Origin of the sequence: Blautia sp. CAG:257, assembly GCF_000433815.1 — a bacterium.
Lineage (GTDB): Bacteria > Bacillota > Clostridia > Lachnospirales > Lachnospiraceae > Blautia_A > Blautia_A caecimuris.
In genome coordinates, this window is record NZ_HF998978.1 from 17,052 (window position 1) to 38,067 (window position 21,016).

Below are 21,016 nucleotides of genomic sequence, written 5' to 3' on the forward strand. Positions count from 1 at the left end.
TTGATTATAGAACCAAAATTGTAAGTATTAGATACATTACGGGTTCAGCAGTTTTTCTGGTAGCTGAAAGAAGGTAGCTGATAATATATTATTTCATTTCTTTAATCAGTTGATAAATCAACTTTTTCTGATTGTCTGTTAAATAAATCCACTGGGTAAATAAATCTAATTGATCCCTATTTAATTGAACAGTAAAATTATTATCTGAAAAGAATTGCGCTAGGGTGATTCCGAAGGCAGAACAAATCGCTTCCAGAGCAGGGATAGAAGGAACAGTGTTTCTACGGTGAATATTTGCTATTGTTGATGAAGAAAGACCAGATTCAGCAGCTAATTTGTAGTCAGACCATTCCCGCTCTTTCATTAAGTTGTCAATTCGTTTAATTACGTCCATATGAATCCTCCATTGTAAGTATTATATTGTTCAAAAGAGTAATAAAAATATTTACGATTATAAACAGCAGAAACCAAAGATATGTAAAATCCAATCATACAAAACTACGTCTGCTGTTCTGAAGAGGACAGAATGATGTGGTTTTGTGATTGCTTATTTTGCAGGCAGTTCTTTTATATTCGGGGATTGAAAGTGATTTATCTGATGGTATAATAGAGGAAGATAATGCGGAAGATAGTACGGAAGTAAACGGAGGGATTTTATGGGAGAGTATAAGCCGCCTTTTACAATTACAAATGAAATATTGTCCTATGTGTCTTCTATTTCAGAAAAAATAGGACAGATTACTGCTGTCAATAATCTGCAGACAAAACCACATTTAAGAAAAAATAATCGAATTAAATCCATTCATTCTTCTTTGAAGATTGAGGCAAATTCTCTGTCTTTAGGCCAGGTCAGAGATCTGATCAATGGCAGACCTGTATTAGGCGAACAGAAAGAAATACAGGAGGTTAAAAATGCGTACGCAGCGTATGAACAGCTGGCAAAGATTCATCCATATGATATCAATGACCTGAAAAAGTTTCATAATATTATGACAAAATATGTTGTAGAGGAATCTGGTGATTTCCGGCATGGCGAGGAGGGCGTATTTAATGGGGAGCAATGTATTTTCATGGCGCCTCCGGCACGACTGGTTCCTCAGTTAATAAATGAGCTTTTTTCCTGGATGAAAGAATCTCATGGAAGTGTTCATCCATTGATTTTGAGCAGCGTGTTTCATTATGAATTCGTTTTTATCCATCCGTTTTCTGACGGAAATGGAAGAATGGCAAGATTATGGCATACAGCTATTTTATCTAAATGGAAACCAATATTTGAGTATATTCCCATTGAGAGTCAGATTGAAAAGTTTCAGGATGAATATTATGAGGCAATTGCCAGATGTCATGTAAATGGAGAATCTACAGTTTTTATTGAGTTTATGCTGCGGCAGATTGACAGAATATTAAGTGATATTTCTGTTCAGCTCAGTGAAGATAATGAGCACCTTTCTGAATATGTAAAAAAAGTACTTGATATTATGGAATATGATATCCCTTATACTGCCAGTGCTCTTATGGAAAAGCTGAACCTGAAATCCAAAGAGGGATTTCGAAGAAATTATCTGCGTCCGGCAATGGACATGGGTCTTATCCAAATGACGATTCCAGATAAACCTAACAGCAGAAACCAAAGATATGTAAAAATTTAAAATCCAATTATAAAACCACGTCTGCACTTCTGAAGAGGACAGCATGACGTGGTTTTGTGATTTACATAAATTTTGAATATGAAGTTTAAGGTACAAACTTCCCTGAATAATTAGCTGCCGTTGTTCCTGAAGTATTAGGAGCAATCCTGAGTCCCTTATGTTACTTTAATAAGCTTAAAAGAGAGCTTCCAATAGTTCCCTCCGGCATTTTTACTCCGAAATTATCTGCTATAGTTGCGCCTACCACCGCAAAGGTTTCCTGTTCCGGAATTTCAGCTCCGCCCTTCATAGAGGGAGAGTAAGCCAGGAAGGGAACCTTTTCACGGGTATGGTCAGTTCCTGTGTAGGTGGGATCGTTGCCGTGATCTGCTGTGATGATCAGAAGATCGTCCTTTTTCATTAAATCCAGGAGTCTGCCAAGGTTTACGTCAAATTTCTCAATTTCCCGGGCATAGCCTTCGGGATCTCTTCTGTGTCCCCAGAGAGCATCAAAATCCACCAGGTTTACAAAGCAGAGACCGTGGAAATCTGTCTGAGCAATTTCAAGGGTCTGTTCCATACCGTGTACAGAGCTTTTTGACTTGTGGGCGTCAGTGATTCCCTGACCGTCAAAAATATCCCTGATTTTTCCTACCGAGATCACATCCAGTCCGGAGGCCTTCAGCGCATCCAAAGCTGTTTTGCCAAAGGGCTTCAGCGCATAGTCGTGGCGGTTACTGGTACGCTTAAATTCACCTTTCTTTTTGCCTGTATAGGGGCGGGCAATGACGCGACCTACCCGCCATTCTTCTTTCATAGTCAGTTCTCTGGCAATCTCACAGCAGCGATACAGCTCATCAAGACCAAAGGTTTCTTCGTTTCCGCAGATCTGCATAACGGAATCCGCAGAAGTGTAAACGATCATATGACCTGTGGCAATTTCTTCTTCTGCAAGCTCATCCAGAATTTCAGTTCCGCTGGCGCTTTTATTCCCGATGACTGTGCGGCCGGTACGTTTTTCAAGTTCCCTGATAAGCTCCGGAGGAAAGCCGGTTTCTGTGAAGGTTTTGAAAGGTCTGGTGACTTCCAGTCCCATCATTTCCCAGTGTCCGGTCATGGTGTCCTTGCCGTTGCTTTTTTCACAGAGCTTTCCGTAGTAAGCCAGAGGGGCAGAGGCAGGAGGAACCTGCTTCAAAGGGGTAATGTTTGCAAGACCCAGCTTCTGCAAAGTGGGAATATGGAAGGAGTCTGCAGTCTGAGAAATATGTCCCAGAGTATTTACATCCACATCTCCGAAAGCCGGGGAATCCGGCATGGCTCCAACTCCCAGAGAATCCGCAACAATCACAAAAATACGTCTGAATTTTTCCATCATCCATTTACCTCATTTGATAAAAATAAAATAGACTTTTAACGTTTCAAACATCTGTACTATAGTTAGTATAATCCTGTTTTTGGGGTTTGCCAAGGGATTGTCAGTAAAATAACTGTAAATGAGCAAATTTAAACAGATGTATAAAAGCCTTTCTGGTTTGTCTTTGCAAGATGTATATAGAGAGTTTAATGTTTTTTATGTCCGCACATTACGGGTTTTATAATACTTAATCTGGCATTTGTCCGTTTACAGCGTGTTATCAGTTTTATGACAGGTTTCCTGCAGGTTGATTTTTTTAACAAAGATTAATTGAGACTCCATTGTTTTCCGGTTGGTGATTTTTTATAATACAGTCAGGAGGTGGAGCTGATGAAGGAAATCAGGCTAGGCCGTGTTCTGGTGGGAAACCGTCATAAACGTGGGATTACCCAGGATGAACTGGCTGCGTATTTAGGAGTGTCCAAAGCTGCTGTTTCCAAATGGTAAACCGGTATGACATACCCGGACATTACGCTGCTGCCGCAGCTTGCGGCATATTTTAATATCAGTATTGATGAACTTATGGGATATGAACCTCAGATGGATAAAATGGAAATCCGGAAATGCTATTATCTGCTTGCAGAAGAATTTTCCTCTCTTTCCTTTAAGGAGGCACTGGAACACTGCCATGAAAAGATAAAAAAATATTATTCCTGCTATCCGCTTTTGTTTCATATGGGTATTTTGCTGGTAAATCATTTTATGCTGGCAGGAAGCCAGGAAAAATCGGAGCAGATACTGGAAGAGGCAAGAGAGCTTTTCAGCCGTGTAAAAACAGAAGCAGAGGATCCGAATCTTGGAAAAGAGGCGCTTCAGATGGAAGCGTACTGCCTGCTGATCCTGAAACGGCCGGAAGAGATACTGGAGCTGTTAGGCGAGGATGCGATAATAACAAATCCTGCAGAACCGGTGCTGGCTTCTGCCTATCAGCTTCTGGGAAATGCTTCGGAAGCGGAACGGATTTTGCAGATCGGCATATATAAAGAGGTTGTTGCCCTGTGCAATGTATTATCCTCATATATGAATCTCTGTACAGGAGGAGCTGAGGAATTTGAGGAGATCTGCAGCCGGTTTCTTGCAGTTGCACAAGCCTTTCAGCTGGAGAAACTTCATCCGGGGATCATGCTTCCCGGTTATCTTATGATTGCGCAGGGATGGGCAGTGCGGAAGGAATGGGAAAAGACATTTGAGTTTCTGGAAAAATATACAGAGCTGGCAACAGGAGATATTTATCCTCTGCAGCTTCACGGAGATTCTTTTTTTCATAAACTGGACAGCTGGCTGGAAGAGTCGCTGCCTCTGGGCGTTCAGCCTCCCAGAAATGTCTCTGTAATTCGGCGCAGTATGACCCAGGCTCTTACAGACAGTCCGGCTTTTCGGGAGATTTCAGAAGAATTCCGATTTGGGAAGCTGGTGTCCCGGCTGAAAAAGAATGAGGAGGAACAGTAGATGGATGCGATTGTTTTGCAGGGTCTTTCCAAAACATATATGAATGGAAAAAGAGCAGTAAACAGGATCAGTTTTTCTCTGAAGCAGGGAGAAGTATTTGGATTTCTCGGGCCAAACGGGGCAGGAAAAACAACGACTGTAAAGCTTCTTACAGGGATGCTGGCTCCTTCTGGGGGAGAATGCAGGATACTTGGACTGAATCCTGCAGAAGTCCCGGAAAAGGTACACGCTGTTTCCGGGGTAGTAACGGAGCATGCGCAGATGTACAACAATATGACTGGAAAGCACAATCTTATTTTTTATGGTTCTGTGTTCGGAATGGCAAAAGCAGAGGCAGATAAAAGAGCGGATTTCCTGCTGAAACAACTGGAACTGGATGAAGCGGGAGATCAGAAGCTGTCTACCTATTCGACAGGCATGCGTCAGAGGCTTTCCCTTGCCAGAGCTTTGATCCACAGACCACAGATCCTTTTTCTTGACGAACCTACTTCCGGACTTGATCCGGAAAGCGCTCAGAATGTGAATCAGCTGATCAGGAAGCTGGCAGAGGATGATCATATAACGATTTTTCTCTGCACACACCAGCTTCGATATGCTCAGGAGATCTGTACAAGATATGGACTGATGGCTCAGGGAAGGCTGCTTGCCACCGGCACTCTGGATGAATTGCGAAATAAGGTGGATTCCGGTATAAGTCTTGAGATCTGTGGGGATCACATGCCGGAGGAACTGGGATTTTTAAGAACAGGAGAGAGGCAGTATGAGAGCAGAATCCGGTCCGACAAAGAGATTCCTGACCTTGTCCGTAAAATCGTAACAGGCGGCGGAGATATTTACTCGGTCAATGTAAAAAAACCGTCCCTGGAGGATATTTATTTTTCCTTTACTGCCAGAGAGGAGGCACTGCTATGAAACAAAAAATGGCTGCTATTATCAGAAAAGACTTAAGAAATATCACGGCCAATAAAAATCTGTTTCTTTCCCTTTTGATCGTTCCCCTGGTTTTTACCATTATTTTTCCGTCCATTCTCGTGTGCGCCATCCATTTTATGCCGGATGACCCGGACATTCAGAAGATGCTGGAGCTTCTGCCGATGTCCCTTCGCTCCGGAAATATGGAGCTGGACCTGATGGGAATGATTCTGAATTATATTCTTCCTGTGTTTTTTCTGATCATACCGGTAATGGCGGCGTCCATTATGTCAGCCAGCGCATTTGTAGGGGAAAAGGAAAAACATACTCTGGAGACTCTGCTTTACTGTCCTTTGTCTGTGAAACAGATCTTCTGTGCAAAGGTAATGGCATCCTTTTTTCTGAGTATGCTGATATCTTTTATTTCTTTTCTGGCAATGCTTCTGGTACTTGAAGCAGAGACACTGTTTCTGATGGGAAGTTTTCTGCTTCCCGGAATCAGCTGGTTTGTGATTTTGTTTTTGATCTCGCCTTCTGTTTCCCTGATCGCAATTACTTTGATCGTGCGGGGTTCCGCAAAGGCTCAGAGTGTGGAAGAGTCCCAGCAGGGCGCTGTTTTTCTGGTGATTCCGCTGCTTCTGCTGGCTGTGGGACAGTTTATGGGAGTGCTTCTTGTAAACACATGGATTTTGTTGGGATTGGGAGCACTATGCGCTTTGGCGGCAGGACTTCTTCTGAAAAGATCAATGGGACGGTTCAGCTATGAAATGCTGCTGAAATAATGAAACAGAAAATTTGAAAAAAGGAATAAAGGATAAACATGGAATGGAACAGACAGAATGCGGTACAGGCATAAAAAGAAGTATCAGAATCCAATCCCGGGATATGGGTGGATCATTCCGGGTATGTGGCAGAGGCCTGCAAAAATATTGCGCAGCTCTGCCATGGTCTGTCTGTTGAAGAAGCTTATATGCTTCTGTAAATTTTGTTGTCTGTTACAGTTGTCTGTCAGTATTTACATAAAAATGGACAAAAAAAGTATAATATTTTTGTGTAAAATATGGAAACTGAAGATTGTCCTCCAAAATATACAAGATATGCCTTGACGGAAAGCTGGTTATACTATATATTCTAAACATGAAATATGAGTTGCACAGAAATAACTGTGTGGATTTAAAAACAGGAGGATGATTCATGAGACAGGAATGGGCTTCATTTAACGGAGGCGTTTGGCAAAAAGAAATCAACGTGCGTGATTTCATTCAGAAAAACTATACACCTTATGAGGGAGATGAATCCTTTCTGGCAGGACCTACAAAGGCCACAAACGATTTATGGGCACAGGTTATGGAGCTGACAGAGGAAGAGCATAAAAAAGGCGGTGTCCTGGATATGGATACTCATATTATCTCCACCATTACATCCCATGGACCGGGATATCTCAATAAAGAAAAAGAAACAATTGTAGGATTTCAGACAGATAAGCCCTTTAAGCGGGCGCTTCAGCCAAACGGCGGTATCCGTATGGCGATCAAAGCCTGCGAGGACAACGGCTATCATGTGGATCCGGAAATTGTAGATTTTTATACAAAATACAGAAAAACACACAACGACGGTGTATTCGACGTATATTCACCGGAAATGCGCGCCTGCCGTTCCAGCCATATTATTACAGGGCTTCCGGATGCCTATGGACGCGGCCGTATCATCGGCGATTACAGACGAGTGGCTCTCTACGGAGTGGACCGTCTGATCGAGGACAAAGAGGATCAGAAGGCGGGAACACGAAGCAATATGTATGAGGATGTGATCCGGGGCCGAGAGGAGCTTTCTGAACAGATCAAGGCCTTAAAGGAGCTGAAAAAGCTTGGAGAGATCTACGGCTTTGACATTTCAAGACCGGCTCAGAACGTGCAGGAAGCCATTCAGTGGCTGTACTTCGGATACCTGGCAGCCATTAAGGAGCAGAACGGCGCGGCAATGTCTCTTGGACGTACCTCCACCTTCCTTGACATTTACGCAGAGCGCGACCTTGCAAACGGCACCTTTACAGAGGAGCAGATCCAGGAATTTATCGATCACTTTATTATGAAGCTCCGTCTTGTAAAATTTGCAAGAACTCCGGAGTACAACGCGCTGTTTTCCGGAGATCCTACCTGGGTTACAGAATCCATTGCAGGTATGGGAATTGACGGAAGAAGCATGGTAACAAAAATGTCCTACCGTTACCTTCACACACTTTCCAACCTGGGACCGGCGCCGGAACCGAACCTTACTGTTCTGTGGTCTACAAGACTTCCTCAGAACTTCAAGCGTTTCTGCGCAAAGACTTCCATTGCATCCTCATCCATTCAGTATGAGAATGACGACCTGATGAGAGTGACTCACGGAGACGACTATGCTATTGCCTGCTGTGTATCTTCCATGCGTGTGGGAAAAGAAATGCAGTTTTTCGGAGCCCGCGCAAACCTTGCAAAATGCCTTCTCTATGCTATTAACGGCGGTGTGGACGAGATCACAAAGAAGCAGGTGGGACCGAAATACCGTCCCATCACCTCTGAATATCTTGATTATGACGAGGTAATGGAGCGTTATGACGATATGAGCCGCTGGCTGTCTCACGTATATGTGAATACTCTGAATATCATTCACTACATGCATGACAAATACTGCTACGAGCGCCTTCAGATGGCTCTTCATGACAAAAATGTAACACGCTGGTTTGCAACCGGTATTGCAGGTCTTTCCGTAATCGCAGACTCACTTTCTGCCATTAAGTATGCAAAGGTAAAAACCATCCGTGACGAAAACGGCATTGTTGTGGACTTTGAGGTAGAGGGAGATTATCCGAAATACGGAAATGACGACGATCGCGTGGATGAGATCGCATACAAGATCGTAAAAGATTTTATGCATTATGTGGGAACAACCCAGACTTATCGCGGCGGTATTCCGACAACCTCTATTCTTACTATTACTTCCAACGTAGTATATGGCAAGAACACAGGAGCAACACCGGACGGACGTAAGGCCGGAGAGCCTTTTGCCCCGGGTGCAAACCCCATGCACGGAAGAGACAGCTGCGGCGCAGTAGCGTCCTTAAGCTCTGTTGCAAAGCTTCCGTTTAAAGAGGCGCAGGACGGAATTTCCAACACCTTCTCCATTATTCCGGGAGCTCTGGGAAAAGAGGATATGGTAATGCTGGATTCCATCAGCCTTGACGATTTAAGCTTTTCACTGGAACCGGACTGCGCATGCTGCGAGCCAAATCTTTCCGTAGACGAAGCAGAATAATTTTAGGTTTACTTTGTTCACAGTAGCCTGGTCAAAATACATTCCAAATTACTTCGGTGATGATATTTTGTCCTGTATATCCCGGGATTTTGGCATATATTTGCCAAAACGGCCCGTGGGACAGTGATCTGTGAACAGCAACTGATTTTACAGAATTCATTTATATAACAGGAGGAAATAATTATGAACATCAGCGACGCACAGATTGACAACCTGGTAAACTTACTTGACGGTTATGCAGAAAAAGGCGGCCATCATCTGAACGTAAATGTTTTTACAAGAGAAACCCTTCTGGATGCACAGGCACATCCGGAAAAATATCCGCAGCTGACTGTCCGTGTATCCGGCTATGCGGTAAACTTCAATAAGCTGACAAAAGAGCAGCAGGACGAGGTTATTTCCAGAACCTTCCATGAAGGAATGTAAGCATATGGCAAAGGAATATAACCATAAGGGATATATTCATTCTACAGAGAGCTTCGGGACCGTTGACGGTCCCGGAGTTCGTTTTGTAGTGTTTTTCCAGGGCTGTCCCATGCGATGCCTGTACTGCCATAATCCGGATACCTGGAAAACGGGCGAAGGAAAGGAAATGACTGCAGAGGAAATCCTGGAAGCCTATAAGAAGAATGAAGTTTTTTATAAAAACGGAGGAATCACAGCCACCGGCGGGGAACCGCTTATGCAGCTTGATTTTCTGACAGAGCTTTTTCAGAAGGCAAAAAAACAGGGCATCCATACCTGTCTGGACACCTCAGGGATCATGTACCGCAAAGAGCGGCAGGAAAAGTTTGAACAGCTCTTTAAGGTTCTTGACCTGGTGCTTTTGGATTTTAAGCACAGCAATGAAACAGGTCATAAAAACCTTACAGGTCTTGGTCAGAAGCATGTGCTGGAATTTGCCCGCGCTCTGGAAGAAAAAGGGATTCCAATGATCGTCCGCCATGTGGTGGTTCCGGGGATCACAGATGATGAAAAACATTTACAGGATCTTGGAAAGCTGCTTGCCGGTTTTCGCAATCTGAAAGGCCTGGAGGTTCTTCCCTATCACACCATGGGCAAAGTAAAGTACGATAAGCTGGGCTTATCCTATCCTCTGGAGCAGGTGGAAAATATGGACGGGGAAAAAGCGAAAGAGGCGAGGAATGTAATACTGAGAGCTTTTCAAAAGGAAAGGCAGAATTTAATTCTTGACAAACCTGCAGGGAATCGTTAGAATTATTAAAGATAAAGACGAAGAAGAGGAGTAGTAGGAAAATGTTTCCTTTTTCAGAGACCTGCCGGATGGTGCAAGGCAGGAGAGGATATTTCTGAACTCGCCCTGGAGTTGCCGAAGTGAACTGAAAGTAGCTTTGGACGGGAAATCCCGTTACAGATTTAATGAGTGCATCGGATGATATCCGGTGAATTAGAGTGGTACCACGGAATTCAGCCTTTCGTCTCTAACTATGGAGATGAAAGGCTTTTTTATTTATCACAAAAGTAGTACAGGCTGTACGGACTTTTCTGATAAACAAAAATGCTCCGCCAGGATGCGATTCCATTTATACAAGGGAGGAAAAAACAATGTCAGTACCTTACAATCATAAGGTGATCGAAAAAAAATGGCAGAAAGTCTGGGATGACAATAAAGCTTTTGCCGCAACAGATGATTACAGCAAACCGAAATATTATGCTCTGGTAGAGTTTCCTTATCCGTCAGGACAGGGACTTCACGTAGGTCATCCGAGACCTTATACAGCTCTTGATATTGTGGCGCGAAAAAGAAGAATGCAGGGCTACAATGTTCTCTATCCAATGGGCTGGGATGCTTTTGGTCTTCCTACAGAGAACTATGCCATCAAGAATAAGATCCATCCGAAGATCGTAACTGCAAATAATGTAAAGAGATTCAAAGAACAGCTTCATTCTCTGGGATATTCCTTTGACTGGGACAGAGAAGTAAACACCACAGATCCGGAATACTACAAATGGACACAGTGGATCTTCCTGAAACTGTTTAAGGCAGGACTTGCTTATAAAAGTGAAATGCCTATTAACTGGTGTACTTCTTGTAAGGTAGGTCTTGCAAACGAGGAGGTTGTCAACGGTGTCTGCGAACGCTGCGGTTCTCCGGTTGTCCGCAAGGTAAAAAGCCAGTGGATGCTGAAGATCACAGATTATGCAGAAAAGCTTCTGGAAGGCCTTAACGATGTAGATTACATTGAACGTGTAAAGGTTTCTCAGAAAAACTGGATCGGCAAGAGCCAGGGCGCAGAGGTTGATTTTGCCATTGCAGGCAAAGAAGACAAGCTTACGGTATACACCACCAGACCGGACACTCTTTTCGGTGCAACCTATATGGTAGTTTCTCCGGAGCATCCTGCGCTGGAAAAATACAAAGACGAGATCAAAAACATGGATGCCATCCGTGAATATCAGGAGCAGGCAGCCAGAAAATCTGATTTTGAGCGTTCTGAGCTTGCAAAAGACAAGACAGGTGTTCAGATCGACGGCATCTGTGCAGTCAATCCGGTAAACGGAAAAGAAATTCCCATCTGGGTTTCCGACTATGTACTGATGAGCTATGGAACAGGCGCTATTATGGCAGTACCGGCTCATGATACCCGTGACTGGGAATTTGCAAAAAAATTCAATCTTCCGATCATTGAAGTAGTAGCCGGCGGCGAAAACGTACAGGAGGAAGCTTTTACAGACGTTGCCACAGGCAAAATGGTAAACTCCGGATTCCTGGACGGACTGGAAGTAGCCGAAGCAAAGAAAAAGATCATTGACTGGCTGGAAGAGAAAAAGCTTGGAACCGGAAAGACAAATTATAAGCTGAGAGACTGGGTATTCTCCCGTCAGCGTTACTGGGGCGAGCCGATCCCGATCGTTCACTGTGACAAATGCGGCTATGTGGCTCTTCCGGAAAGCGAGCTTCCTCTGGAGCTTCCGGACGTAGAAAGCTATATGCCTACTGATAATGGAGAATCACCTCTGGCAGCTATGACAGACTGGGTAAACACTACCTGTCCGTGCTGCGGCGGTCCTGCAAAACGTGAGACAGATACCATGCCTCAGTGGGCAGGCTCCTCCTGGTATTTCCTCCGCTATACAGATCCTAAGAATACAGAAGCTCTTGCAAGCCCTGAGGCCCTGAATTACTGGCTTCCGGTTGACTGGTACAACGGCGGAATGGAGCATACAACCCTTCATCTTCTGTATTCCAGATTCTGGCATAAGTTCCTGTATGACAACAAGGTTGTTCCGTGTCCGGAGCCGTATCAGAAACGTACCTCCCATGGCATGATCCTTGGCGAAAACGGTGAGAAGATGTCCAAATCCCGCGGAAATGTGGTAAATCCGGATGAGATCGTAAACGATTACGGCGCAGATACCCTCCGTACTTATGAGATGTTTATCGGAGCCTTTGACTTAAGCGCATCCTGGTCTGAGAACGGTGTAAAAGGCTGCCGCCGTTTCTTGGAACGTGTATGGAAGCTTCAGGATATTCTGGTAGATGGTGATGATTTCAGCAGTGATATGGAAACAAAAATGCACCAGACCATCAAAAAAGTAAGCAATGACTTTGAAAATCTGAAATACAATACAGCTATTGCAGCTCTTATGGCTCTCCTGAATGATTTTGCCAAAAAAGGCAGCATCACAAAGGGCGAGTACAGAACCTTCCTGCTTCTGCTCAATCCGGTTGCTCCTCACATTACAGAGGAAATCTGGAATACCTGCGGTTATGAAGGCTATGTATACCAGCAGACATGGCCGGAGTATGACGAGGCAAAAACTGTTGAGAATACTATTGAGATCGCAGTACAGATCAATGGCAAGACAAGAGGCGTAGTTGCCCTTCCTGTTGATGCAGACAAGGAAACTGCTCTTGCAAAAGCAAAAGAAGTAGTGGCAGATAAACTGACCGGAACAATCATCAAAGAGATTTACGTTCCCAAGAAGATCATCAATATTGTGCAGAAATAAATCATGTAAATAAAATAAGAGACAGGACTCTGTATGCTTGCATATCGGAGGTCTGTCTCTTAATATTTTTTATACTTATTTTATTGTTTTACCCGAAACAGTATGCTATCATAAAATCAGCACTTGTATGGAGCCGCTTACTTAAGATAAACATTCATAAAAATCCACACACATTATGAATGAAGAAAAATCTTAAAAGGTGGTGACAAATTGGGTAAAAAAGACGCGATTACTAAGGATTACATGAATGATCCCTGTATCTTTGCTGATGTATTTAATTTTTTTATGTATGATGGCAGACAGGTGATCCTTCCGGAACAGCTGCATTCTCTGGATGCCGCAGAGATTGCTATTCCCTATATGGCAGATGGGAAAGGATATCCGATACAGAAATTCAGGGATAATCTCAAATACCTGGCAGCTATGCAGGACGAGCATACTGCCTACCTTCTTCTGGGAACAGAGAATCAGTCGGAAATCCATTATGCCATGCCCGTGAAGACCATGGTATATGATTCTCTTCAATATGCATCTCAGGTAGATGCTGTAGGAAGAAGATTTCGACGACATTTAAAGGCAGGAGAAGGACACGGTTACAAAATAAGTCCAGGAGAGTTCCTTTCGGGTTTCAGGAGGGAGGATAAATTGCTTCCGGTGATCACACTGGTGATTTATTTTGGCCCGGAAAAATGGGATGCGCCCATGGGGCTGCATGATATGATAGAAATTATTGATCCGAAGCTTTCATCATTTATTCCGGATTACAGAATCAACCTGATATCTCCGTACAGTATCCCCGATGCTAAATTAGACCAGCTTCATACCAGCCTCCGAGAAGTGCTTTTATTTATTAAACATTCAAAAGATAAAAACCGGCTTCGTGATATGGTGACTGCAGATCCGCACTTCCTGTCTGTAGATCAGAAGGCCGGTCAGGTAATAAAGCTGTTAACTGGAAGTGATTTTGAAATCAGGGAAGAGGAGGGAGCAATCAATATGTGTAAAGCTCTTGATGATCTCAAAGAAGAGGGACGTCAGGAAGGACTGACCGGTGCAATTTTTTCATTGCTGTCGGAGCTGGGAACAATACCGGAAGCAATTCGTGTTCAGATCCAGGAGGAGAAGAGTATGGAGGTTTTGAACCTGTACTTAAAGAAAGCTGCTGCAGCAAAGACGTTGGAGGATTTTTGTGCAGCCATAAAATAATATTTTCTTTATTTTGCCAAAGAAATGCAGATAAGAAAAAACATTTATAAAATTGCAGCAACAATAGAATATTTTGAGGATGAGGATGTAAATTTATTCAAAAAAGAAACAGCGCTGTCAACTTTGGCATTGCTGTTTTTTTTAAAAGAAAAGTGGAGAAAAATTGTTATAAAGGATAGATATTGATCCTTTGAATCAGCCATTCCTCTGTAAGATCGGAAAGAACAGCGTAAATCGGTACAATATAAGGCCTGAGGCGGTTTTTTATTATCCGGTTGTCAGACTTTGGGCTTAAGTTATTTTGTTATCAGTAGTGTAAATAATTGTAAAGTATGATATTATGAAAAAATAAACAGATATGGATTACTTTGTATTTCCATTGAAATTGCAAAAAAATTGTAGCAGAAGAGGAACCATCTAATGAAATTAAAGAATGTTTTAATTGTTGTTAAGGATATTGAAAAATCAAGACAGTTTTATAAGGATTTGTTTGGTCTTGATCTGGTACTTGATAATGGCGGCAATATGATTTTAACAGAAGGACTTGTGCTTCAGGATGAGAAAATCTGGAAAAAGTTTTTGGAAAAAGATGTTATTCCACAAAATAATTCCTGTGAATTGTATTTTGAGGAGCCGGATATAGAGGCGTTTGTAAAAAAACTGGAATATTTTTATCCTTCAATTCAATATGTCAATAAACTTATGACACATAGTTGGGGACAAAAAGCAGTTCGTTTTTATGATTTTGACGGTAATTTAATTGAGGTAGGAACACCGATGTAAAGTTGCAAATCACTATTTGCCGAATTAAGTTAATCATGCCATATGGTTTGATTATAAATGCAAAGATAAAAACGCAATGCACACTTAAAAGTGTGCTAGAGCTGGTAGGTAGCCCAGCCGTCCTATGTAAGTAGGGTAAGTAACCTGCCCCTCCGGGTTGTCCAATCTTTGTTCAACAATTATTTTAGGAGGGATTTTCATGGACAAAGTAAGTGGAAAACTGACGGTATATTTTGAAGTTCCATTCTGGGTAGGTGTGTTTGAACGTGTCAGGGATGGAAAACTATCTGTAGCCAAAGTAACTTTTGGTACAGAACCAAAAGATTATGAAGTACAGGAATATATTCAAAAATGCTATTTCAGTTTGAAATTCAGTCCGGCTGTTGATACTGTTGTAAAGGATATAAAAAGAAATCCAAAAAGGATGCAGCGTGAAGCGAAAAGGCAAATGCAGGAAACAGGCATTGGCACAAAATCACAGCAGGCATTGAAATTACAGCAGGAACAGAACAAACAAGAGCATAAGGCCAGAAGAAGAGAAAAAAAAGAAGCGGAAGAACTGCGAATGTTCAAACTGAAACAACAAAAGAAAAGAGAAAAGCATAAGGGGCATTAGCCCCTTGATTTTGCAGAAGTTAGGGTGTTAAGTGAAATTGGAACTTGGAGTGAAATTATGGACTGTATAATACGAGAAATGAGAAGCGAAGAATACTGCTTATTAAGTGATTTTTTGTATGAAGCGATTTATATTCCAGACGGAATTGAACCGCCGCCTAAATCAGTAATAGAATGTCCGGAGTTACAAGAATATATCATCGAGTTTGGAAATCGAAAACACGACAAAGCCTTAGTTGCTGAAATTCAGGGAAAAGTAGCAGGAGTTATTTGGGTAAGGATTATGAATGATTATGGACACATTGATGATGATACTCCATCACTTGCCATATCTGTCTGTCAGAAATATAGAGGATTGGGTATTGGAACTTTATTATTGAAGCAACTATTACAGGCAGAAAAATTGGCTGGATATTCAAAAATATCTTTATCTGTTCAGAAAAGTAATTATGCAGTGAAGATGTACGAGAAAGTGGGATTTACTGTTGTTGATGAAAATAGTGAAGAATATATTATGATTGTAAATCTGTAACAGAAAACCACAGTTCGCAGAACTGAAAAAATAGAATCTGAGAGGTGAATATGAAAAAATATACTTATGTTACTTTAAGACAAAAACCCGAACTAAAGGAAGCTGCAGCTGCGTGGTTTCATGATAAATGGAAAGTGCCGCAGGAGGCTTATCTTGCATGTATGGAAGCTTATCTTAATCATGAAACAGAATATGGATGGTATCTTTGCTTAGACGACGGGCGCATTGCGGGAGGACTTGGAGTGATCGAAAATGATTTTCATAACAGGAAAGACCTTGCTCCAAATGTATGCGCATTATACACGGAACAAGAGTATCGTTGCCAGGGAATTGCAGGACAACTACTTGATAAAGTTGTAAAGGATATGAAGCTGAAAGGAATTACTCCTATCTATTTGATCACAGATCATACAAGTTTTTACGAAAGATATGGATGGGAGTTTTTGTGTATGGTTCAGGGGGATGATGAGCCTGATATGACGAGAATGTATATCCACAGATGAATTATTTACTATAAATGAGCAAATATCGAATTTTGTACAATAGAATCCGTAATACACAGACATAAAGGAAATATTAAGCTTTATACGTGCATCTTATAAAGACAAATTCGTGATGATTTTGTGTACTTTTTCAAATTTGCTCATTCATAGTTATTTATATGATTGATAAGGAGAGATCTGAATATGAGGAAATTCTGGGACTTTTTAAAAAATGAATCCTGTAGCGCAGGAGGTAATGACGGAACCTATATATGGAGGTAAGAGTATTACGATATTTTTTGACAGCAGCAAAAGAACAAAATTTTACAAAAGCAGCAGAACAGTTACACATTACACAGCCAACCCTGTCCAGACAGCTTGCTGCATTTGAGGAGGAACTGGGTATCCCTCTGTTTGTCCGCAAAGGGAAAAGCATTACGCTTACAGATGAAGGGATATTGTTAAAGAGAAGGGCATTGGAAATCCTTAATCTGGAAGAACGAACGCTGGAAGAACTGAAGGGAACAGAGAAGACAATAGAGGGAACAGTTACTTTTGGGTGCGGAGAGTTTACGGCTGTGGAAATGCTGGCAAAGATCTGTAAGAGGTATAAACAAAAATATCCCCTTGTCCGGATTGCGCTTCATACTGCAACTGCAGATATAGTATATGAGATGATGAATAAAGGTCTTGTGGATGTTGCATTGTTTATGGAACCGGTAGATACAGAAGGGCTTGATTATATCAGAATAAAAGACAGTGATCATTGGGTAGTAGGAATACGCCCGGATGATCCTCTTGCCGAGAAAAAATATATAGAGAAGAAAGACCTTCTGGATAAGCCTCTGATTCTGCCGGAAAGGATGGGGGTTCAGAGTGAACTTGCAAACTGGTTTGGAAAGGATTTTTCTAAACTTGATATTTCGTTTATCAGTAATCTTGGGACAAATGCAGGTGTGATGGCGGCTAACGGACTTGGATATCCAATATCTATCGAAGGTGCTGTTAAATATTGGCGTGAAGATATTCTTGTACAAAGAAAGCTGTATCCGGAAATTACTGCAAATTGTGTAATTGCCTGGAGAAGAAATATTCCTTATTCACAGGCAGTAAATAAGATGATAGAAGAAATCAATGCCTTTAAGGCATAAAACAGAATACAATATAAGTATTGGACATAATGAGATCATAAACTGTAAAATAGATGTGCGGGATAGGAAAATATTCTGCACATTTATTTTTGCAAAGGAGATTGACAATTATGGGAAAAAGATTAGTGGCATATTTTAGCGCAGGAGGAACAACGAAAAAAGTAGCAGAAATGATTGCTAATAGTGCAAAAGCAGATTTATTTGAGATTGAACCAAAGGTTCCTTACACAAAAGCTGACCTTGACTGGATGGATCAAAAATCCAGAAGCAGTATGGAGATGAATGATAAGAAATTCAGACCGGAAGTATTGGATACAGATACAGATTTCAATGCCTATGATGAGATTATTTTAGGATTTCCAATCTGGTGGTATGTAGCGCCCACAATTGTAAATACTTTTCTGGAAAAGCATGATTTTTCAGATAAAAAGATTATTTTGTTTGCTACTTCAGGTGGAAGCGGATTTGGAAATACCATAAGAGAATTAAAACCCTCTGCACCAAAGAGCATAATGAAAGAAGGAAAGATATTTAATAATGCGACGAAACAGGAAATCGCTCAATGGGCAGAAACTTTGCAGGATTGGAGAGAGACACTATGAAAAAAATTGTACAGACAGCAGGAAGAAATGCTTTAGGAGAATTTGCCCCTCAGTTTGCCCATTTTAATGATGATGTTCTTTTTGGAGAAAACTGGAATAATCAGGATATTGATGTAAAAACAAGAAGTATTATTACAGTAGTGGCGCTTATGTCCTCAGGTATTACAGATTCCTCTTTGAAATTTCATTTAAAAAACGCAAAGGAACATGGAGTAACTCAAAAAGAAATAGCAGCGATTATTACGCATGTTGCATTTTATGCAGGTTGGCCGAAAGGCTGGGCTGTATTTCATTTAGCAAAAGAAGTATGGGATGTGAATGAAGATGATTTACCATATGAAGATGAAGGAATGAGGGCACATGCCAGAGAAATGATATTTCCGATAGGGGCACCGAACGATGGATACGCACAGTATTTTTCGGGAAAGAGCTTTCTCGCTCCTGTTTCTGCTTCTCAGGTAGGTGTATTTAATGTGACCTTTGAACCGGGATGCCGAAATAACTGGCATATCCACCATGCAAAGAGCGGCGGAGGGCAGATACTGATCTGTACAGCCGGGCGTGGGTATTATCAGGAAGATGGAAAAGAAGCGGTTGAGATGAAACCAGGCGACTGCATCAACATTTTGGCAGGTGTAAAGCACTGGCATGGAGCAGCGCCAGATGAATGGTTTTCCCATCTTGCAATTGAGGTACCGGGGGAAGAAACGTTAAATGAATGGTGTGAACCGGTTGCAGACAATATATACAGTAAATTAGTCTAACGAAAAGGATATAACAAAGATTAAGAAAACCTCCATTTCATAAAGCCGGTGAAAAATTAGAAGCTACTGTTTTATATTGCAAAAAGATATGATAAAATTACAGCAAATAAAGCAGACTGACGGATTTTAATATGTTTTTTGGAATCCTGTGAAGAGTTGTCCATTGGCTGTAAAATGTGGTTTTTATCATACTTCACAATACAATCCTGATACAGAGGAACAAAAATCGGATATGAAATTTTCATCAGATAGCAATTTAACTTTACATGGAGGGAAAATATGGCATCAAGTAGGGAATATCTGCAGTTTATTTTGGAACAGTTATCTGAACTGGAAGACATTACATATCGGGCGATGATGGGAGAATTTATTATTTACTATCGGGGGAAGATAATCGGAGGTATTTATGATGACAGATTATTGATAAAGCCGGTGAAATCAGCAATTTCCTATATGCCTGCAGCTTCTTATGAAAGACCTTATGATGGGGCGAAAGAGATGCTGTTGGTTGACGAAGTGGATAATAAGGAATTTCTGGCAGGTTTATTTCAGGCCATGTATGATGAACTTCCGTCTCCAAAAGAAAAAAAGAAAAAATAGCCATATTAAAGGGGGAATTTTATGAAAAGGGAACTGGGAATCGCAAGATGTGGCCTTGCATGTTGTTTGTGTTCCGAAAATGTAAGCTGCCAGGGGTGTGATTCCGGGCAGTGCCCGGATAAGGACTGGTGTGAAAACAGAAAATGCTCCATAGAAAAAGGCTATTTTCATTGTTATAGCTGTTGTAATGAAGAATGCAGGAAGGGGCTGCTGTCAAAAATAAAGCCTTATGGTTTTTCTTTATTTGCCAAAAGATATGGAGAGGAAGCCTTGCTGGATTGCCTGGAACGTAATGAAAAAAATGGTGTTGTATACCATCGTCAGGGAATTGTCGGTGATTATGATGAATTTGATGATGTAGAAGAACTGATTCGGTTTATTAAGGAGGGAAAGTGAGGGAACTCAGATTTCCGGTACATAGAGAAAAATAAAGTAAAAATAAGTTTTTTAATGCAACAGAGGCAGTCAGCAACAACAAACAGAATTTTACAGGATCTAATATCATATGAATCTGACATACAAGAGAGCAACCATTCAAGATATAGACATGTTGACAAAGACAAGAACAGAGGTACTGAGAGCAGCTAATCAGCTTTCCGATACAGTGGATATGAGTCATGTGGAAAGAGAGTCTTATAATTACTATAAAAATGCATTAAATAACGGTTCCCATATTGCGTATCTTGTTTTTGACGGAGATCATTTTGTAGGGACTGGCGGTGTGAGTTTTTATCAGGTAATGCCTACGTATCATAATTCAAGTGGCAGGAAGGCTTACATAATGAATATGTATACAAAGCCTGAGTACAGAAGAATGGGAATTGCAGGTAAAACACTGGATATGCTGGTCAGAGATATCAAAATGAGGGGGATTACAGCTATTTCACTGGAAGCAACTGATATGGGAAGAGCCTTATACGAAAAATACGGGTTTGTAAAAATGGACCATGAAATGGAATTGCCAGAGGAATAATGGTGATAAACTTCCGTTCAGAAAGGGATGGGAATTGAAGAGGGTAAGGAATTTGTAAAGGAAAAACTAAAAAGAAGTTTTCAAAAATTATCGCCAGAGAGTCAAAAATACTACAGGTCAAAATTTCAAAAGGTTATGGAAGTCTTAAACTGAAAAAGAGGCATTGAATTTATAAAGGAAAGAAAAGTGATTATACAAGTTGAAAATAACAAAGAAAAGGAAATGATATCTCGTACAATATTAGAAGCCTTGCCTGACTGGTTTGGTCTTCCTGAGGCAAGGGAAGAATACATTGTGAATAGTGTAAATCAACAGTTTTTTGCTGCAGTAAAGGAAGAAAAACCAATCGGCTTTCTTTGCCTTAAACAAACAGGGAAAGATACTGTAGAAGTGGCTGTTATGGGTGTACTAAAAGAATTTCATCGCCATGGAATAGGGCGGAAGCTGTTTATGAAGGCAAGAGAAAAAGCAATTAAAGATGGATTTTCTTTTATACAGGTAAAAACCGTTCAGATGGGTCAGTATGATAATACAAATAAATTTTATATAAGCCTTGGCTTTAAAGAATTTGAAATATTTCCGACTCTTTGGGATGAGTGGAATCCCTGTCAGGTTTATGTAATGGCTTTATTATAA

The 21,016-nt window shown here is 41.3% G+C and carries 23 protein-coding genes and 1 other annotated feature; of the genes, 21 read left to right on the plus strand and 2 right to left on the minus strand.

The annotated features are described in order from the left end of the window. Positions 1-88 precede the first annotated feature (88 nt). A complete protein-coding gene (locus QVP40_RS00350) occupies positions 89-394 on the minus strand; it encodes a helix-turn-helix domain-containing protein (protein ID WP_022066528.1) in 306 nt (101 codons plus the stop codon). A gap of 262 nt (positions 395-656) precedes the next feature. Between QVP40_RS00350 and QVP40_RS00355 the strand changes: the two genes are divergently transcribed. Next, a complete protein-coding gene (locus QVP40_RS00355) occupies positions 657-1,649 on the plus strand; it encodes a Fic family protein (protein WP_022066529.1) in 993 nt (330 codons plus the stop codon). A gap of 160 nt (positions 1,650-1,809) precedes the next feature. On the opposite strand, the gene QVP40_RS00360 is transcribed toward QVP40_RS00355, so the two are convergent. Next, complete coding sequence (locus QVP40_RS00360; RefSeq protein ID WP_138271553.1) at positions 1,810-3,000, minus strand: phosphopentomutase; 1,191 nt, start codon at positions 2,998-3,000, stop codon at positions 1,810-1,812. 372 nt (positions 3,001-3,372) lie between these two features. Between QVP40_RS00360 and QVP40_RS00365 the strand changes: the two genes are divergently transcribed. From QVP40_RS00365 to QVP40_RS00460, 20 genes are all read left to right on the plus strand, one after another. Continuing rightward, positions 3,373-3,489 (plus strand): helix-turn-helix domain-containing protein, encoded by a 117-nt coding sequence (locus QVP40_RS00365; protein ID WP_022066531.1) that lies wholly within the window; start codon positions 3,373-3,375, stop codon positions 3,487-3,489. 6 nt (positions 3,490-3,495) lie between these two features. Continuing rightward, positions 3,496-4,491 (plus strand): hypothetical protein, encoded by a 996-nt coding sequence (locus QVP40_RS00370; protein ID WP_022066532.1) that lies wholly within the window; start codon positions 3,496-3,498, stop codon positions 4,489-4,491. Continuing rightward, positions 4,492-5,403: an ABC transporter ATP-binding protein gene (locus QVP40_RS00375; RefSeq protein WP_022066533.1), complete on the plus strand. Its 912-nt coding sequence runs from the start codon at positions 4,492-4,494 to the stop codon at positions 5,401-5,403. Continuing rightward, entirely contained in the window at positions 5,400-6,185 is a 786-nt protein-coding gene (locus QVP40_RS00380) for an ABC transporter permease subunit (RefSeq protein ID WP_022066534.1), read from the plus strand. The genes QVP40_RS00375 and QVP40_RS00380 overlap by 4 nt, the downstream gene beginning before the upstream one ends. 412 nt (positions 6,186-6,597) lie before the next feature. Next, entirely contained in the window at positions 6,598-8,697 is a 2,100-nt protein-coding gene (pflB, locus tag QVP40_RS00385; protein WP_022066535.1) for a formate C-acetyltransferase, read from the plus strand. 183 nt (positions 8,698-8,880) lie between these two features. Then, a complete protein-coding gene (grcA3, locus tag QVP40_RS00390; protein WP_022066536.1) occupies positions 8,881-9,123 on the plus strand; it encodes an autonomous glycyl radical cofactor GrcA3 in 243 nt (80 codons plus the stop codon). Positions 9,124-9,127: 4 nt separating this feature from the next. Then, on the plus strand, positions 9,128-9,913 hold the full coding sequence (gene pflA / locus QVP40_RS00395; RefSeq protein ID WP_022066537.1) for a pyruvate formate-lyase-activating protein: 786 nt from the start codon (positions 9,128-9,130) through the stop codon (positions 9,911-9,913). An 11-nt stretch (positions 9,914-9,924) separates the two neighbouring features. After that, positions 9,925-10,144 (plus strand) — a binding site (T-box leader). A gap of 119 nt (positions 10,145-10,263) precedes the next feature. Further along, positions 10,264-12,672, plus strand: a complete 2,409-nt coding sequence (gene leuS / locus QVP40_RS00400; RefSeq protein ID WP_022066538.1) for a leucine--tRNA ligase — start codon at positions 10,264-10,266, stop codon at positions 12,670-12,672. 210 nt (positions 12,673-12,882) lie between these two features. After that, complete coding sequence (locus QVP40_RS00405) at positions 12,883-13,878, plus strand: Rpn family recombination-promoting nuclease/putative transposase (RefSeq protein WP_022066539.1); 996 nt, start codon at positions 12,883-12,885, stop codon at positions 13,876-13,878. 420 nt (positions 13,879-14,298) lie between these two features. Continuing rightward, positions 14,299-14,661 (plus strand): VOC family protein, encoded by a 363-nt coding sequence (locus QVP40_RS00410; RefSeq protein ID WP_022066540.1) that lies wholly within the window; start codon positions 14,299-14,301, stop codon positions 14,659-14,661. A gap of 199 nt (positions 14,662-14,860) precedes the next feature. After that, positions 14,861-15,277 (plus strand): YjdF family protein, encoded by a 417-nt coding sequence (locus QVP40_RS00415; RefSeq protein WP_022066541.1) that lies wholly within the window; start codon positions 14,861-14,863, stop codon positions 15,275-15,277. Between the two features lie 57 nt (positions 15,278-15,334). Next, positions 15,335-15,808: a GNAT family N-acetyltransferase gene (locus tag QVP40_RS00420; RefSeq protein WP_022066542.1), complete on the plus strand. Its 474-nt coding sequence runs from the start codon at positions 15,335-15,337 to the stop codon at positions 15,806-15,808. Positions 15,809-15,858: 50 nt separating this feature from the next. After that, a complete protein-coding gene (locus QVP40_RS00425) occupies positions 15,859-16,311 on the plus strand; it encodes a GNAT family N-acetyltransferase (RefSeq protein WP_022066543.1) in 453 nt (150 codons plus the stop codon). A gap of 251 nt (positions 16,312-16,562) precedes the next feature. Then, the gene (locus QVP40_RS00430; RefSeq protein WP_022066544.1) at positions 16,563-17,441 is read left to right on the plus strand and encodes a LysR family transcriptional regulator; all 879 of its coding nucleotides are present in this window, start codon (positions 16,563-16,565) and stop codon (positions 17,439-17,441) included. Positions 17,442-17,551: 110 nt separating this feature from the next. Beyond that, positions 17,552-18,043 carry a flavodoxin gene (locus QVP40_RS00435; RefSeq protein ID WP_022066545.1) on the plus strand — a complete coding sequence of 164 codons (492 nt, stop codon included), beginning with the start codon at positions 17,552-17,554 and terminating at the stop codon, positions 18,041-18,043. Further along, a complete protein-coding gene (locus QVP40_RS00440) occupies positions 18,040-18,807 on the plus strand; it encodes a carboxymuconolactone decarboxylase family protein (RefSeq protein ID WP_287576610.1) in 768 nt (255 codons plus the stop codon). Before QVP40_RS00435 ends, QVP40_RS00440 begins: the two co-directional genes overlap by 4 nt. Before the next feature lie 279 nt (positions 18,808-19,086). After that, positions 19,087-19,407, plus strand: coding sequence for a TfoX/Sxy family protein (locus QVP40_RS00445; protein WP_022066547.1), 321 nt, complete (start codon positions 19,087-19,089; stop codon positions 19,405-19,407). Between the two features lie 21 nt (positions 19,408-19,428). Continuing rightward, entirely contained in the window at positions 19,429-19,803 is a 375-nt protein-coding gene (locus QVP40_RS00450) for a hypothetical protein (RefSeq protein ID WP_022066548.1), read from the plus strand. Between the two features lie 109 nt (positions 19,804-19,912). Beyond that, positions 19,913-20,380: a GNAT family N-acetyltransferase gene (locus QVP40_RS00455; protein WP_022066549.1), complete on the plus strand. Its 468-nt coding sequence runs from the start codon at positions 19,913-19,915 to the stop codon at positions 20,378-20,380. Positions 20,381-20,566: 186 nt separating this feature from the next. Further along, positions 20,567-21,016: a GNAT family N-acetyltransferase gene (locus QVP40_RS00460; RefSeq protein ID WP_022066550.1), complete on the plus strand. Its 450-nt coding sequence runs from the start codon at positions 20,567-20,569 to the stop codon at positions 21,014-21,016.

Excerpts from the sequence above, each read along its gene's own strand:
- QVP40_RS00365 (WP_022066531.1), top strand. The coding sequence starts at position 3,373 with ATGAAGGAAATCAGGCTAGGCCGTGTTCTGGTGGGAAACCGTCATAAA.
- pflB (WP_022066535.1), top strand. The coding sequence starts at position 6,598 with ATGAGACAGGAATGGGCTTCATTTAACGGAGGCGTTTGGCAAAAAGAA.
- QVP40_RS00425 (WP_022066543.1), top strand. The coding sequence starts at position 15,859 with ATGAAAAAATATACTTATGTTACTTTAAGACAAAAACCCGAACTAAAG.
- QVP40_RS00355 (WP_022066529.1), top strand. The coding sequence starts at position 657 with ATGGGAGAGTATAAGCCGCCTTTTACAATTACAAATGAAATATTGTCC.
- QVP40_RS00380 (WP_022066534.1), top strand. The coding sequence starts at position 5,400 with ATGAAACAAAAAATGGCTGCTATTATCAGAAAAGACTTAAGAAATATC.
- QVP40_RS00360 (WP_138271553.1), bottom strand. The coding sequence starts at position 3,000 with ATGGAAAAATTCAGACGTATTTTTGTGATTGTTGCGGATTCTCTGGGA.
- grcA3 (WP_022066536.1), top strand. The coding sequence starts at position 8,881 with ATGAACATCAGCGACGCACAGATTGACAACCTGGTAAACTTACTTGAC.
- QVP40_RS00435 (WP_022066545.1), top strand. The coding sequence starts at position 17,552 with ATGGGAAAAAGATTAGTGGCATATTTTAGCGCAGGAGGAACAACGAAA.
- QVP40_RS00440 (WP_287576610.1), top strand. The coding sequence starts at position 18,040 with ATGAAAAAAATTGTACAGACAGCAGGAAGAAATGCTTTAGGAGAATTT.
- QVP40_RS00450 (WP_022066548.1), top strand. The coding sequence starts at position 19,429 with ATGAAAAGGGAACTGGGAATCGCAAGATGTGGCCTTGCATGTTGTTTG.
- leuS (WP_022066538.1), top strand. The coding sequence starts at position 10,264 with ATGTCAGTACCTTACAATCATAAGGTGATCGAAAAAAAATGGCAGAAA.
- QVP40_RS00420 (WP_022066542.1), top strand. The coding sequence starts at position 15,335 with ATGGACTGTATAATACGAGAAATGAGAAGCGAAGAATACTGCTTATTA.
- QVP40_RS00455 (WP_022066549.1), top strand. The coding sequence starts at position 19,913 with ATGAATCTGACATACAAGAGAGCAACCATTCAAGATATAGACATGTTG.
- QVP40_RS00370 (WP_022066532.1), top strand. The coding sequence starts at position 3,496 with ATGACATACCCGGACATTACGCTGCTGCCGCAGCTTGCGGCATATTTT.
- QVP40_RS00350 (WP_022066528.1), bottom strand. The coding sequence starts at position 394 with ATGGACGTAATTAAACGAATTGACAACTTAATGAAAGAGCGGGAATGG.
- QVP40_RS00410 (WP_022066540.1), top strand. The coding sequence starts at position 14,299 with ATGAAATTAAAGAATGTTTTAATTGTTGTTAAGGATATTGAAAAATCA.
- QVP40_RS00430 (WP_022066544.1), top strand. The coding sequence starts at position 16,563 with ATGGAGGTAAGAGTATTACGATATTTTTTGACAGCAGCAAAAGAACAA.
- QVP40_RS00415 (WP_022066541.1), top strand. The coding sequence starts at position 14,861 with ATGGACAAAGTAAGTGGAAAACTGACGGTATATTTTGAAGTTCCATTC.
- QVP40_RS00375 (WP_022066533.1), top strand. The coding sequence starts at position 4,492 with ATGGATGCGATTGTTTTGCAGGGTCTTTCCAAAACATATATGAATGGA.
- QVP40_RS00445 (WP_022066547.1), top strand. The coding sequence starts at position 19,087 with ATGGCATCAAGTAGGGAATATCTGCAGTTTATTTTGGAACAGTTATCT.
- pflA (WP_022066537.1), top strand. The coding sequence starts at position 9,128 with ATGGCAAAGGAATATAACCATAAGGGATATATTCATTCTACAGAGAGC.